The sequence below is a fragment of the Amycolatopsis balhimycina FH 1894 genome (assembly GCF_000384295.1).
Classification (GTDB): Bacteria; Actinomycetota; Actinomycetes; order Mycobacteriales; family Pseudonocardiaceae; genus Amycolatopsis; species Amycolatopsis balhimycina.
This window is the reverse complement of record NZ_KB913037.1, coordinates 253075-268024: the sequence shown is the minus strand read 5'-3', so window position 1 is coordinate 268024 and position 14950 is coordinate 253075. Positions and strand designations below refer to the sequence as shown.

The 14950-nt window shown below is 74.0% G+C and carries 8 protein-coding genes and 1 pseudogene (1 of these 9 cut by a window edge); 3 read left to right on the top strand and 6 right to left on the bottom strand.

Annotated elements, in window-relative coordinates; translation table 11 throughout:
• Positions 1-20: 20 nt before the first annotated feature.
• The 3 genes from A3CE_RS0100310 to A3CE_RS0100300 all read left to right on the top strand — a co-directional run bounded on the left by A3CE_RS0100310 (position 21) and on the right by A3CE_RS0100300 (position 2322).
• Entirely contained in the window at positions 21-989 is a 969-nt protein-coding gene (locus A3CE_RS0100310) for an aldo/keto reductase (RefSeq protein WP_020638060.1), read from the top strand.
• Between the two features lie 98 nt (positions 990-1087).
• Positions 1088-2101, top strand: a complete 1014-nt coding sequence (locus A3CE_RS0100305; RefSeq protein ID WP_020638059.1) for a YncE family protein — start codon at positions 1088-1090, stop codon at positions 2099-2101.
• The gene (locus A3CE_RS0100300; RefSeq protein ID WP_020638058.1) at positions 2098-2322 is read left to right on the top strand and encodes a DUF5703 family protein; all 225 of its coding nucleotides are present in this window, start codon (positions 2098-2100) and stop codon (positions 2320-2322) included. Before A3CE_RS0100305 ends, A3CE_RS0100300 begins: the two co-directional genes overlap by 4 nt.
• Before the next feature lie 104 nt (positions 2323-2426).
• Here the strand turns inward: A3CE_RS0100300 and A3CE_RS0100295 are convergent, their stop codons facing one another.
• The 6 genes and pseudogenes from A3CE_RS0100295 to A3CE_RS59180 form a co-directional block, all read right to left on the bottom strand.
• On the bottom strand, positions 2427-3164 hold the full coding sequence (locus tag A3CE_RS0100295; protein ID WP_020638057.1) for an SRPBCC family protein: 738 nt from the start codon (positions 3162-3164) through the stop codon (positions 2427-2429).
• Positions 3154-3753: an ArsR/SmtB family transcription factor gene (locus A3CE_RS0100290; protein WP_020638056.1), complete on the bottom strand. Its 600-nt coding sequence runs from the start codon at positions 3751-3753 to the stop codon at positions 3154-3156. The genes A3CE_RS0100295 and A3CE_RS0100290 overlap by 11 nt, the downstream gene beginning before the upstream one ends.
• A 31-nt stretch (positions 3754-3784) precedes the next feature.
• Positions 3785-4678 carry an alpha/beta fold hydrolase gene (locus tag A3CE_RS0100285; RefSeq protein WP_020638055.1) on the bottom strand — a complete coding sequence of 298 codons (894 nt, stop codon included), beginning with the start codon at positions 4676-4678 and terminating at the stop codon, positions 3785-3787.
• Positions 4678-6000 carry a M20/M25/M40 family metallo-hydrolase gene (locus A3CE_RS0100280; protein ID WP_020638054.1) on the bottom strand — a complete coding sequence of 441 codons (1323 nt, stop codon included), beginning with the start codon at positions 5998-6000 and terminating at the stop codon, positions 4678-4680. Before A3CE_RS0100280 ends, A3CE_RS0100285 begins: the two co-directional genes overlap by 1 nt.
• A gap of 93 nt (positions 6001-6093) precedes the next feature.
• Positions 6094-6267 (bottom strand): annotated as a pseudogene (locus A3CE_RS58260) (tyrosine-type recombinase/integrase); the annotation flags it as partial.
• An 87-nt stretch (positions 6268-6354) separates the two neighbouring features.
• A protein-coding gene (locus A3CE_RS59180; protein WP_020638053.1) for a type I polyketide synthase crosses the window boundary here: on the bottom strand, positions 6355-14950 show its final stretch. Its footprint extends 26408 nt past the window's final position; the window shows 8596 of its 35004 coding nt (coding positions 26409-35004); its start codon lies beyond the right edge, outside the window; its stop codon occupies positions 6355-6357.

Below are 14950 nucleotides of genomic sequence, written 5' to 3'. Positions count from 1 at the left end.
GCCCACTAGGCTCGGCGGTCGTGGAAAAGCGACTGCTCGGCCGCTCGGGGCTCCGCGTTTCGCGGATGGCGCTCGGCACCATGACCTGGGGTGGCGACACCGACGCGGAGGAAGCGGCCAGCCAGCTGGTCGCCTTCGTCGACGCCGGCGGCACCCTGGTGGACACGGCCGACATCTACGGCGACGGCGAGAGCGAGCGGGTGCTCGGCTCGCTGCTCGGTGACCTGGTGCCCCGCGACGACGTCGTCCTCGCGACGAAGGCGGTCGCCCGCCGCGACGACGGCCCCTTCGGCGGCGGCGCCTCGCGCGGCGCGCTGCTCACCGCGCTCGACGGCTCGCTCAAGCGGCTCGGCACCGACCACATCGACCTGTGGCAGCTGCACGCCTGGGACGACTGCGTGCCGCTCGCCGAGACGCTGTCCGCCCTCGAGTACGCCGTGACCAGCGGCAAGGTCCGCTATGTCGGCGTCTCCAACTACGCGGGCTGGCAGCTGGCGACGGCCGCCGCCGACGCTTCCGCGCTCGCGCCGATCGTCTCCACCCAGGTCGAGTACTCACTGCTCGAGCGGGGCGTGGACCGCGAGGTCGTGCCCGCCGCCGAGCACCACGGCATCGGGCTGCTGCCCTGGGCCCCGCTCGGCCGCGGCGTGCTGACCGGCAAGTACCGCACCGGCACCCCCGCCGACTCGCGCGGGGCGAACAGCGCCTACGCCGGCTACGTCGAGCACCACCGCACCGACCGGGCCGCCCGGATCGTGCAGGCGGTCGCGACCGCGGCCGACGGGCTGGGCACGTCGCCGCTCGCGGTCGCCCTGGCCTGGGTCCGCGACCGGCCCGGTGTCGTCGCCCCGGTCGTCGGCGCGCGGGACACCGGCCAGCTCACCGGCTCGCTGACCGCGGAAGAGATCACCCTCCCGCCCGCGATCCGGTCGGCGCTCGACGACGTCAGCGCGATCGAGGTCGGCTACCCCGAGCGCTGGCCGCGATGAGCGCGAGGTGTCTGTTCGGTGACACGCACGTGACGGCGCGGGGATCAAGGAGCATGCTGGTGAACACCGCCCGCCGAGGGACACCTGGAGGCCGCAACGTGCGTCGGTTCGCCGCCGTGTCGTGGATCGCGATCCCGCTCGCCGGTGTCCTGGCGCTCTCGGGCTGCTCGTCGGTGAAGACGGGCGGCGACGAACTGCAGATCGTCGCGAACCCGGCCGCCGCACGCCCGGCCGTCTCCCCCGCCGTGACCGTGAAACCCGCGGGTCAGGTGCTCGCCACCGGCTCGGTGTCGGCCGTCGCCGTCGACGAGAAGACCTCGACCCTCGTCGTGGCGGTTTCTCAGCCGCCGTCGTTGCGGCTGTACGACCTCAACGCGCTCGCGTCAGCCCCGGTGAATATGCCGTTATACGGCAAGGTCTCCCGGTTGACCGTGACGCCGGGGCGGGTGGAGATCGCGGAGCCGGATCAGGGTGTGGTGCAGCAGCTGACGTTGCCGGACCGGAAGCTCACCGAAACGAAGACGGGCGGGGAGCCGGCGGCGAGCCTGGCCTTCGGCGCCGATCGCCTGGTCGCGATGGGGGCGGGGAAGGACATCCAGGTGCTGCCGCCCGGCGGGGCGGCACGGACGATCGCCGGGCAGCTCTACAGCGCGGACGACGTGCTCGACACCGGGGACGGCGTGGTGGTGCTGGACCGGCTGCGGACGGCGGTGTTCTCGGTCGACGTCGCGGCCGGAAAGGTCAACGAGGGCCTGCGGGCCGGCGATGGCGCGGCGAACGCCGTGACGGACTCCTACGGGCGGGTGCTGGTGACGGACGTGCGGGCGGGTGCGCTGATCGCGTTCTCGGCTTCGCCGCTCATCATGCGCCAGCGTTATCCGGTGCCCGGTGGGGCATACGGGATCGCTTACGACGCGAAGCGGAGCCTGGCCTGGGTGACGCTGACGGAACGCAACGAAGTGGCCGGGTTCGACGTCCGCGGTGGCGAGCCCGTCGAGAAGTACCGGTTCCCCACCGTGCGCCAGCCGGACTCGGTCGGGGTGGACGAGAAGAGCGGCCGGGTGATCGTCGGCTCGGCCGCCGGAGAAGGGACCCAGGTGATCCAGCCATGACGACGGTCAGCGAGGCGGTGGTCGAAGGGGATTGGGAGTATCGCCGCCTGCACCTCCCTCCGGGCGTGTCCCGGCGTGCGGCGGCGATCCAGCTCTCCATCCACGCGGAGTTCGCGGGCTGGGAACTGCGCACCGTGCGGCTTTACGCCGACGGCACGCGCCGGATCTGGCTGCGGCGCAAGAAGACGGCCGAAAGTCTGCCCGGCGCGCTACCGACCTAGCCACGCGGACGGGCCGAGCGTGTGCCGTCCGATGCGCCGCGTGCCGTCTACACGACGCCGTCGAGCTCGGTGCGCAGGCCGATCGCCTTGACCAGCAGGTGCTGTCAACCGAACACGTGGTTCAGCCAGTCGCTCCAGGTCTTCTCTTCGGTCTCGGCGTCCGCGCCGGGCGCGAAGATGGTGTGGCACACGACCATCGCGCCGTGGAAGCCGCGCAGGAACCGGAACATCGCGTCCGCGGTCCGCACGCCGACCGTTTGGTCGTTCACCGCGTAGACGACGCCCGCCTGCCCACCGGGCTCGATCCGCACCCGGTCGCCCTCGGCGGGACGCGCGGACAGGCCGAGCGCCGCAGCGAGCCGCGTCCAGGCCTCGTCCCAGTCCGCCACCGGCGGCCCGAACGCCGTGACCGGCACCGCCGTGCGCCCCGCGAAGTGCGTCAGGTACTCGACGAGGGTGCGGAAGAACAGCTGACCACCCGCGACCATCGCCTCGAACTCGTCCTCCCAGTCGTCACCGGGCAGGAAGCCACTGGTGACACACCGGAGCACCGAACTGCCGCCGCCGCGGCCTTCGATGAGGAACTCGTAGGCGATCTTCCGCCCGTCCGGCTCCGGCTCACCGCCGTAGCCGAGCTTCTCGAGCGGTTCCCAGTCCCGGATCCGGTGCTCCGGCCGGTACCCGCCGAAGGCGCCGCGGACCACGCCGCCGGTGCCGCCGTCGACCTCGTTGCGGCCCATGAACCACGAGTCGATGCCGGGCCCGGTGGCGATGGCCGCCCACACCTGTTCCGGCGTCGCGTCGACCTCGGCGGTGTCGGTCAGCTCGAACTCATACCCCACGGTCGGACTCCTCCGGGACACTCGGGTGGACGGCGACGATCACCCGGTGCGGGCGGCCCTTCTCGGCGCTTTCGTCGTGGTACTTGGCGACCAGCGTGGTGACGGCGGTCGCGAGCTCCTCGGCGAACGCCGCACGGTCGGCGGCGGAGGCGAACCGGACCTCGCCGTCGAGCGCGAAGGTCGCGACGCGCTGCTTGGCCTTCGCGGCGCCGGTGATGAGCACGCCGACGTCACGCACGAGCCGCCCGGCCACGGCGAGCAGCCAGCGGGCCGAGAGCCGGTCGGGCGCCTCGGCCGGATCCGGCTGCACCGCGGCCAGCGCCGCCGGCGAGATGACGTACGACGCCGCCGTCGCTCGCATCATCCGCTCGGTGACGTTGCCCTTGCGCCGCTCTTCGACCAGCTCCACCAGGCCGTGGTGCTCCAGCGTCCGCAGGTGGTAGTTGACCTTCTGCCGCGGCAGCCCCACCCGCGCGGCGAGCATGGTCGCCGACGCCGGTTCGGCCAGTTCGGCCAGCAGCCGGGCACGCACGGGGTCCAGCGACACTTCGGCCGCCGCCGCGTCTTCGATCACCGCCACGGAGAACATGCGCCCAGCTTGGTACCGAAAAGAGAAATTGTCAAGAAGTCTCGTCTTGTCGGTAACTCGCGTTGACCAGGGCGACCACCCGCGGCAGCACCTGCCCCGCGGCTTCCAGCGGCACGACGTGCCCGACCCCGGGCAGCACCACGGCGGTCCCGCCGGCCAGCCCGCCCGCCCACTGTTCGACGTCGGACGCCCGCACGATCCGGTCCCGCTCCCCCACGATCGCCGTCACCGGCAGGCCGCTGACCTGCGCCAGCGCCGCGTCGCGCGCGTACGCGTCCAGGGCCGGGCGGAACATCGAGACGGTGTGCGGCCAGTTGCCGCGGATCATCTTCACCGTCAGCTCGACCAGTTCCGGGTCCGGGTCGTCGCCGAAGAGCCACCAGCGCAGGCCCGCGCTGACCGCCCGGCTGGTGCGCTCGCGCACGACCCCGAAGAGCTTCGAGCCGAGCACAGCTTCGAGGTCGGCGGCCAGTTTCCCCAGCGCGTTCGGCCAGGCGGCCGACACCTCGGTGGCCAGCGTCCCCGACGACGTCGCCAGCAGCACCAGGCCCGACACCCGCGCGGCGAACAGCTCCGGATGCTGCTGGGATAGCGACATGATCGCCAGGCCGCCCATGTCGTGCCCGACCAGCACCACCCGGCCTTCCGGGACTTCGCGCGAAAGCAGCTCGGCGAGGTCGTCGCCGAGCCGGGCCACCGTCGCCGTCCCGCGCCGCGCCCGCCCGGATCCGCCGTGGCCGCGCTGGTCGTAGGTCAGCACGGCCACCGGCCCGTCGGCCGCGTCCGGCACCAGCGGCGCGATCCGGCCCCAGCTGCGCTGGTCGAGCGCGTAGCCGTGGACGAACACCACCGTCACCGGCGCTGCCGGGTCGCCCCTGCGCACCACCTGCAGGGACGTACCGTCGGCGAGCGCGAAAGCGGACATCAGGACGTGCGCAGGAACCGGTCCAGCACGCGGGTGCCGAACTTCAGCGCCTCGACCGGGACCCGCTCGTCGACGCCGTGGAACAGCGCCGAGAAGTCGAGGTCCGCGGGCAGCTTGAGCGGCGCGAAGCCGAAGTTGCGGATGCCGAGCTCCTGGAACGACTTGGCGTCGGTTCCGCCGGAGAGCATGTACGGCAGCGTCTTCGCGCCCGGGTCCTCGGCCAGCACCGCGGCGGTCATCGCGTCCACGAGCGCGCCGTCGAACGTCGTCTCGACGGGCGGGAGCTCCATCCACTCCTTCTCGATGTCCGGGCCGAGCAGTTCGTCGAGCTCGCGGTCGAAGGCCTCGAGCCGGCCCGGCAGGATGCGGCAGTCGACGGCGGCCTCGGCGACCGACGGGATGACGTTCGACTTGTACCCGGCGGTGAGCATGGTCGGGTTGGCCGTGTCGCGCAGGGTCGCGCCGATCATCCGGGAGATGTTGCCCAGCTTGGCGACCGAGCCCTCCAGGTCGTCCTCGGGGAAGTCCCACCCGGTGATCTCGGTGACGCCGGCGAGGAACTCCTTCACGGAGTCGGTGAGCACCAGCGGGAAGCGGTGGTTGCCGAGCTTCGCGACGGCCTCGGCCAGCTTGGTGACCGCGTTGTCGCGGTGGATCATCGAACCGTGCCCGGCGGTGCCGCGCACGCGCAGCTTCATCCAGCGGATGCCCTTCTCCGCCGTCTCGATGAGGTAGGCGCGGACGTCGTCCTTGAGCGTGATGGAGAAGCCGCCGACCTCGCTGATCGCCTCGGTGACGCCCTCGAACAGCTCGGGGCGGTTCTCGACCAGCCACTGGGCGCCGTACTTGCCGCCGGCTTCTTCGTCGGCGAGGAAGGCGAAGACCAGGTCGCGCGGCGGGACGACGTTGTTCAGCTTGTAGTGCCGGGCCAGCGCGAGCGCCATCCCGCACATGTCCTTCATGTCGACCGCGCCGCGGCCCCAGACGTAGTCGTCCTGGATCGCGCCGGAGAAGGGGTGGACCGACCACTCGGAGGCGTCGGCGGGCACGGCGTCGAGGTGCCCGTGGATGAGCAGCGCGCCCCGTGACCGGTCGGCGCCTTCGAGCCGCACGATGACGTTGTGCCGGTTCTTCCCACCCGACTCGACGTAGGTGATCTCGTAGCCGGCGTCGGTCAGCTTCTCCGCCACGTACTCCGCCGCCACCCGCTCGCCGACCAGCGTGTCGGGATCGCCGGTGTTGGTCGTGTCGATGCGGATGAGCTCGCTGGTCAGCGTCACGGCCTCGGCCGCGGCGGCTTCGATCAGGTTCGGTTCGGTCACCGGCCATTCCTATCACCCGGATGGCCGGGTCCGCTGGCTGCGCGCCTGCTGAGACGGTCGCGGGCCCCGGTGGAGACGTCGACCCACGACGGCGCGCATCCGGAAGTTCGACCGCCGCCGGGGATGCCCCTCCGGGGTGCACGGCACGAACGGCTCCCGGTGACTGTCCATCAGCTCCTCGTACAAGACGGCGATCCCGGGCGGCAGCGCCACGAACCGAGTCCCGGCAGGGGTTTTGGTCCGCCCCTTCTTCGGCCGGGAGTTCCCGGTCGATGAGCATCGTACGGCCGTCACGGGGACAAACGGCAGGTCAGCGAACCAAGGTCGAGTTGTGGCACGGTACAGGGCGAATCGTCACCGCGAAAGCCAGCGGCACACCACCTCCGCGGTCTCCGCGGCGAAGCGCGAGCTCATCGTGAAATGGTCTCCACCCACCTCCGCCACTTCGTGCGGCAGCGGCCAGGTAGTCGCCCACTCGGCCCGGGTCAGGTCCGCCTCGCCGGGTTGTGGAGCGACCGCCTTCGCCGGGCGGAGCACCAGCGTACGCGTCGCCACCTCGGCCGGCCGCCACTCACGCAGCAGTTCCGTGTACGCCGACGCCGCCGTGATCGACGGGTCGTCGTAGCGGGCCGCAGGCGTCCGGGCAGCTCCGGAAACCAGAGCTCGTGCCAGCCGCCGGGACAGCGAATCCGGCAGGTAGCTGTCCAGCAGGACGACACCCAGCGGCGCCGTCCCACGCTGTTCCAGGCGTGCCGTGATCGTGTGGGCGAGGAGCCCTCCCGCCGAAATACCGAGCAGGGCGAACGGCTTCCCGGCCGCTTCCTCGACGACGGCGGCCGCCAGCACGTCGGCCAGCGCCGTCAGGGAGGGGGCGAGCCGCTCGCCCGGCTGGTAGCCCGGCGGCACGACCACCGACACCGGGCCGGGCAGGTGCCGGCCCAGCTCGGCGAAGTTCAGCACGTGGTCGAACGCCGTCACCGGCGGCACGCCGATCACGTGCACGCCGTCCCCGTCGCGCAGCCGGACCACCCGCGCGGTCTCGCCGCCTTCGAACCGCTCGCGCAGGGCGGCCGCGCCGAGACCGAAGTGGTGCAGTTCGTCGTTCAGGCCGCGTTCGGCCAGGGCTCGGTAGACCGAACCCAAGGTGCCCTCCGGTGCAGTCTCGGCTTCGAGCCGCGGAGCGAGGTGGCGTGCGACCGCCACCGGGGTGGCGTGGTCGTAGACGAGGGCGGCAGTGAGACTCAGCCCGGTGCCGGCCGCGAGCCGGTCGCGCAGGCCCACCGCGGTCAGCGAGTCCAGACCCAGCTCCCGGAACGGCCGGTCGGCGGGTACCGCGGTCGCGTCCGGGTGGCCCAGTTCCGCCGCCGTCTCGGCCCGGACGAGCCCGGTCAGCGCCTCGATGCGCTCCGGGAACGCAAGCTTCCCCAGCCTCGCCGACCAAGAGCCCGCCACGTCGGGCGATGTCCGGGCACCGGCCGCGGGAACTCGGTCCAGCAACGCGCTCGGCCGGGCCGCGGTGAAGATCGACGCGAACCGCGGCCAGTCGATGTCGGCCACCACCGCCGTGGTCCGCTGTTCGCGAAGCGCCGCACGCAGCGCGTGCAACGCCGCGCCGGGCTCCATCATCCGGACCGCGCGCTGCCGGAGGTGCTCGCGCGCGTCCTGCTCGGTGGTCATGCCGTCCGCCGCCCAGGCGCCCCACGCGATCGACAGCGCCGCCCGGCCCCGGGCCCGCCGGATCTCGGCGAGCGCGTCGAGGTGGCTGTTCGCCGCCGCGTACGCGCCTTGGCTGGCCGCACCCCACGTCGCGGCGACCGACGAGAACAGCACGAACGCGTCCAGCGGCCGGTCACCGAGCAGCTCGTCCAGGTGACGCGCGCCGTCGACCTTGCCCGCCAGCACCTCCGCCAGCGCATCGGGCGTGCAGCCGTCGATCGTCGTGGCTCCGCCCGAGACACCCGCGGCGTGCACGACGGCGTCCGGTGGGTACTCCGAAATCAGTTCGGCCACGGTCGGGCGATCGGCCAGGTCGCCGGCGACGAGGGTCACCCGCACCCCGGACGCCTCGATCTGCGCAGCCAGTTCGGTCGCGCCGGGTGCGTCCTCGCCGCGGCGGCTGACCAGCACCAGGTGTTCGGCGCCGGCACCGGCCAGCCACCGCGCGACGTGCCCGCCGACCCCACCGGTACCCCCGGTCACCAAGACCGTGCCCCGGGGTGTCCACTCCGGACCGATGGGCACGCGGTCGGCCGGGACGAGCCGGCGGCCGTACGCCCCGGACGTGCGGACGGCGACCTGGTCCTCGGGACCGGCCAGCACCGCGAGCAGCAGGCGGACCCCTGCGTCGTCGAGGTCGGCCGGCACGTCGACCAGGCCACCCCAGCGGTCCGGGTGCTCCAGCGCCGCCGTCCGGCCGAGGCCCCACACCTGCGCGGCGGCCGCGTCGGACGGCACGTCGGCGCCGCCGGTGCCGACCGCACCCGAGGTCATCACCCACACGCGGGGGCCGTCCTGCGCCAGCAGCGGCTGCAGCACCGGCAGGGCACTCGCGGCGTCGGTGGCGCGCACGAGGACGACGTCGGGGCTTTCGGCCTCGCCGAGGACGGCCGCGAGGTCGTCGTCGCCGATGACCCGGACCTTCGGCCGGCGCGAGGGAAGGTCCGGCAGCGGCACCCACTCGACCTGGTAGCGCCAGTCGTGGAGGCCGCTGTCGCCGGACTCGGGCAGCAGCCAGTAGTGCTCACGCGCGAAGACCGTCGGCGGCAGTGGCACGAGCGGGGCGTCCGGCACGACCGGCGCCCAGTCGACGTCCACGCCCCGGACGAACAGCTCGGCGAGAGCGGTGAGCACGGTTTCGCGCTCCGGGTGGTCGCGGCGGGTGAGCGCGAAGGCGGGCACCGCCGCCTCGCGCCGGATCGCCGCGGCGAGCGCGCCGTCCGGGCCGGCTTCGACGATCACCGTGCCCCGGCCGAGCAGCGTGCGGGCGACGTCGGCGAACCGGACGGGGCTGCGCACCTGGCGAACCCAGTGCTCTGAAGAGTCCACTTCGGACACTTCACCGGTGACGCCGGACACCAGCGGGATGGCCGGTGGCGCGTAGGTGACGGTCGCGGCGACTTCGGCGAACTCCATGAGCACCGGTTCGACGAGCCCGGAGTGGAACGCGCGGTCGACGTTCAGCGTACTCGTCCGGACTCCGAGGGCCGTCGCGGCCGCGTGTACGGCTTGTGCTTCACCCGAAAGGACAACGGCTTCCGGGCCGTTCACCGCCGCCAGCCAGACCCCGTCGCCGAGCACCGGCTGGACGTCCGCTTCGGACGCCGCGACGGCGACCATCGCCCCGCCCTCCGGCAGAGCCCGCAGGAGCCGCCCCCGCGCGGCGACGAGCTTCGCGGCGTCCGCCAAGGAGAACACGCCGGCGACGTGCGCCGCGGTCAGCTCGCCGAGTGAGTGCCCGGCCACCACCCCCGGCCGGACGCCGAACGACGCCAGCAGCCGGACGAGCGCGACTTCGAGCGCGAACAACGCCGCCTGGGTGTAATCGGTGCGGTGAATCAGCTCGGTACCCAGCACCTCGGCGAGCGGGCGGTCGAGGTGGCGGTCCAGCTCCGCGCGGACCTCGTCGAACGCCGCCGCGTAGGCCGGGAACGCCTCGTACAGCTGCTGTCCCATACCGGGCCGTTGCGCACCCTGGCCGGTGAAGACGAACGCGACCTCCGGTGCGCGGGCGGCCGCGATCCCCCGCGGGCCGGCCGAAGCGGCCATGCGTTCGGCCGCCTCCTCCGGGGTGGCGGCGAACACGACCGCGCGGTGCTCCCGGCGTGCCCGCGTCCGCAGCAGCGACGTGGCCGCGGACGCGACCGGCAGGGCGGCGCGGGCGAGCCGCTGCGCCTGCTCGTCCAGTGCCTGCGCGGTACGGGCGGTCACCACCAGGGGCACTGGTTCCGTCATCGGGGGCTCGGGTCGCTCGAGCACGGCCCCCTGCTCGAGCACGACGTGGGCGTTCGTGCCGCTGACCCCGAAGGCGGAGACCCCGGCCCGGCGTGGCCGGTCTGCGTCCGGCCAGGGACGGGCTTCGGTGAGCAGGCGCACCGCGCCGGTTTCCCACTCGACGCGGGTCGAGGGCCGGTCCGCGTGCAGGGTCTTCGGCAGCACGCCGTGCCGCATCGCCAGCACCATCTTGACGACGCCGGCGACGCCGGCCGCGGACTGCGTGTGCCCGACGTTCGACTTCAGCGAGCCCAGCCACAGCGGCGCGTCGCGCTCGGCGCCGTAGGTCGCGAGCAGCGCGTGCGCCTCGATCGGGTCGCCGAGCGTCGTCCCGGTGCCGTGCGCTTCCACGGCGTCCACTTCGGACGGTCTGAGGCCGGCGTCGGCCAGTGCCCGGCGGATGACCGCCTGCTGGGCCGGCCCGTTCGGGGCGGTGAGGCCGTTGGACGCGCCGTCGGAGTTGACCGCCGTGCCGCGCACCACGGCGAGGATCTCCCGGCCGTCGCGCAGCGCGGCCGAGCGGCGCTGCAGCACGAGCACCCCGACCCCCTCGCCCCAGCCCGTGCCGTCGGCGTCGTCGGAAAAGGACTTGCACCGGCCGTCGGCCGCGAGCCCCCGCTGCCGCGAGAACTCGACGAACGCGGCGGGAGTCGCCATCACCGTGGCGCCACCGGCCAGTGCCATCGAGCATTCTCCCGACCGCAGCGCGCGGGTCGCCAGGTGCAGCGCCACCAGCGACGACGAGCACGCCGTGTCGAGCGTGACGGACGGGCCGCGAAGCCCGAGCGTGTAGGACACCCGACCGGACAGCACGCTCGACGACGAGCCGGTCAGCGCGTAGCCGGCGAGGTCGTCGGACGCCTGCGCGGCACCGTAGCCGAGCACAGCGCCACCGAAGTAGACACCGACGTCTTCCCCACGCAGCGAAGCCGGGTCGACGCCGGAGCTTTCCAGCGCTTCCCAGGACGTCTGCAACAGGAGCCGCTGCTGCGGATCCATGGCCAGGGCTTCGCGGGGCGAGATCCCGAAGAAGCCGGGGTCGAAGAACGCGGCGTCGCGCAGGAACGCGCCGGCGCGGCTGTAGGTCTTGCCGGGCGTACCGGGCACCGGGTCGTACAGCGCCTCGACGTCCCAGCCGCGGTCGGCGGGGAACTCGCCGACCGCGTCGGTGCCCGCGGAAAGCAGCTCCCACAGCGCTTCCGGGCCGTCGACCCCGCCGGGCAGGCGCACGCCCATGCCGACGATGACGATCGGGTCGGCCGCGGCCGCGGCCACCGTGGTCGTGACCGGCCCGGTGGCGGCGCCGAAGAGCTCGTCGTGCAGGTGGCCCGCGAGCGCCGCGGGGTCCGGGTGGTCGAACACGACAGTCACCGGCAAGGCGAGCCCGGTCGTGGTGGACAGCCGGGTGCGCAGCTCCATCGCGGTGAGCGAGTCGAAGCCGGCGTCGCGGAACGCGCGGGCGGCCGGGAGCTCGTCCGGCTCACCGAGCACGGCCGCGGCCCGGGCCTGGACGAGCCGGGTCAGCTCGCCGATCCGGGCGGGCCGGTCGAGCTCCCGCAGCTTCGAGCGCAGGGCGTCGGCGGCCGGCTCGTCGGCCTGGGGCGCGTCCTGAACGGCTTCGGGGATGCCGTCCAGCAGGGGACTCGGCCGGGCCGCGGTGAACAGCGGCGCGAACCGGGTCCAGTCGACCGCCGCGACGACCGCGGTGGGCCGGCCGTCGCGCAGGGCGTCTTCCAGGGCCGAGAGCGCGAGGTCCGGTGCCATGGTGAGCACCGCGCGGCGGGCGAACCCGGCGCCGTCGGCCATGCCCCCGGCCCAGGCCCCCCAGGCGACCGACAGGGCGGCCTGCCCGCGGGCGTGCCGTGCCTCGGCGAGCGCGTCGAGGTGGCTGTTGGCCGCCGCGTACGCGGCCTGCCCCGCCGCGCCCCAGGTCGCGGCGGCCGAGGAGAAGAGCACGAAGGCGTCGAGCGGCCGGTCGCCCAGCAACTCGTCGAGGTGGCGGGCGCCGGTGACCTTGGCGGCCAGGACTTCTTCGAGGGCTTCGGCCGTGCAGCCGGCGATGGCCGTGACCGCACCCGGGACACCGGCGGCGTGGAACACCGCGTCCGGCGGGTGCTCCTCGAGCACGCGGGCCACGGTCGCGCGGTCGGCGACGTCCCCCGCGACGAAGGTCACGCGAGCGCCGGCCGCCTCGATCGCCGCGGCCAGCTCGTCCGTGCCGGGCGCGGCCGCCCCGCGGCGGCTGAGCAGCACCAGGTGCCCGGCCCCCGACTCGGCGAGCCGGCGCGCGACGCGCGCGCCGACTCCCCCGGTGCCGCCGGTGACGAGGACGGTGCCCGCCGGGCGCCAAGCCGGCCCGGACGGTTGCCCGGCCCGGACGAGCCGCCGCGCGTAGACGCCGTCGGCGCGCACGCTGACCTGGTCTTCACGCCCGTGGAGCGCGCTGAGGAGACGGCGGGCGGCGGTGTCGTCGAGGCCGTCGGGGAGATCCACGAAACCGCCCCAGCGGTCCGGGTGCTCCAGGGCCGCGGTGCGGGCGAGGCCGTGCACCTGGGCGGCACCGGTCCCCCCGCGCGTCAGTACCCAGACGCGGCCGCCGCCGGTGGCCAGGGCGGCCTGGATGCGGGGCAGTGCGGTGCGGGCGTCGGCCGCGCTCACGAGCACGCCGTCAGCGGCGGTCTCGGTGATCTCGGCTCCCTGGGCGCGCAGCGCTTCGGCGAGGCCGGGATCGCCGTCCACGTGCCACCGGCCGGTCCCGGCGGGCTCGGGTACCCGGATCCAATCGACGCGGTAACGCCACGACGCGGTGGTCGTCGAAGCGCGGCGGGTGTCGCGCCAGCGGGTCAGGCCGGGCACGATGGCGCGCAGGCGCTCCCGGTCTTCCTCGGCCAAGCCGGTGAACGCGGCGAGGTCTTCCTGCGCGACGGCGTCCCAGAAGCCGTCGTCGGCGACGGGCGGTACGGGCCGCAGCCAGAAGCGTTCTTCCTGGAACGCGGTGGTCGGCAGCGGGACGAGCGCGGGCCGGTCGCCGGGGAACGCGCCGGTCCAGTCGACGGCGACGCCGTGCACGAACAGCTCGGCCGCGGACCGGAGGAACCGCGGCCAGTCGGGCTGGTCGCGGCGCAGGGTCCCGGCGACCAGCGCGTCCGGTGCGCCGGCATCGTCCAGGGTCTCCCGCAGGGCCGGGCCGAGCACGGGGTGGGTGCCGGTCTCGAGGAACACGCGGTGCCCGTCGGCCGCCAGCGCCCGGACGGCGTCGGCGAACCGGACCGTGCCACGCAGGTTGCGGTACCAGTACCCCGGCACCGGCGGCTCGGTCACCCACGCTCCGTCCACTGTGGAATACCACGGGACCTCCGGCGTGGTCGTGGTGACGCCGTCGAGCGCGGCGGCCAGCTCGGCTTCGATCCCGGCGACCTGCGCGGTGTGCGAGGCGTAGTCGACGGGTATCCGCCGCACCCGGACTTCCCGTCCTCGATAGACCTTCTCCAACCGGTCGAGGGCATCGCCGGCACCGGCGAGCACCACGGCCGACGGCGCGTTCACGGCCGCGATCTCGACGTCGTCGGGCAGGTCGACGTCGTGCTCGCCCAGTGCCACCGACAGCATTCCGCCGGGACCGGCCAGCCGCTGCCCGATGATCCGGCTGCGCACCGCCACGATCCGGGCGGCGTCCTCGAGGGACAGTGCGCCCGCGACGCACGCGGCCGCGATCTCGCCCTGCGAGTGGCCGACCACCGCGTCGGGCCGCACCCCGAAGGACTCCCAGACCGCGGCGAGCGACACCATCACGGCGAACGAGACCGGCTGCACCACGTCCACGGCCTCGAGCGAGCCACCGCCACGGACCACTTCGGACAGTGACCACGCCACGTGCGGCGACAAAGCCGCTTCACACTCGGCCATCCGCGCGGCGAACACCGGGTTCGCCGCCCACAGTTCCTGGCCCATGCCGGCCCACTGCGCGCCCTGCCCCGGGAACACCCACGTCATCGGCGCGTCCGGGCCGGCGACACCGGTGACGACATCGGCGTGCTCTCCGAGGTCACGCAGGGCTTCGGCGGCGTTCTCCCCGAGGACGACGGCGCGATGTTCCCAGGTGGCGCGGGTGCGGATCAGCGACCAGGCGGTGCCGACGTGGTCGTCGACGACCTCCGCCAACCGCGCGGCCTGCTCGACGAGCCCGGCCGCGGACCGGGCGGTGACGACCAGCGGCGCGGTGCCCGCCGCCCGCTCGGGCCGGACTGCCGCCGGGCCTTCTTCGAGGACGAGGTGGGCGTTGGTGCCGGAGACCCCGAACGACGACACCCCGGCACGCCGCGGCCGGTCGCCCGCGGGCCACGGCCGGGCCCGATCGAGCAGGCACACCGCTCCGCCCGTCCAGTCCACCCGGGACGTCGGCTCGGCCGCGTGGAGGGTGCGCGGCAGGACGCCGTGCCGCATCGCGAGGATCATCTTCATGACCCCCGCGACGCCGGCCGCGGCCTGGGTGTGCCCGATGTTCGACTTGAGCGACCCGAGCCACAACGGCGTCTCGCGGCCGGTGCCGTAGGTCGCCAGCACCGCTTGGGCTTCGATGGGGTCACCGAGGGTGGTTCCGGTGCCGTGCGCTTCGACCGCGTCCACTTCGGACGGTTCAACACCCGCGTTGGCGAGGGCGCGGCGGATCACGGCCTGCTGCGCGGGCCCGTTCGGCGCGGTGAGGCCGTTGGAGGCCCCGTCCTGGTTGACCGCGGACCCCCGCACGACGGCGAGGACGTCACGTCCTTCGCGCAGCGCGTCGGAAAGCCGTTGCAGCACCACGACTCCGACCCCCTCGGCCCAGCCGGTGCCGTCCGCGTCGTCCGAAAAGGACTTGCAGCGGCCGTCCGCGGCGAGACCGCGCTGCCGGGAGAACTCGACGAACACGCCGGGCGTCGCCAGCACCGTCGCCCCGCCGGCGAGCGCCATCGAGCACTCC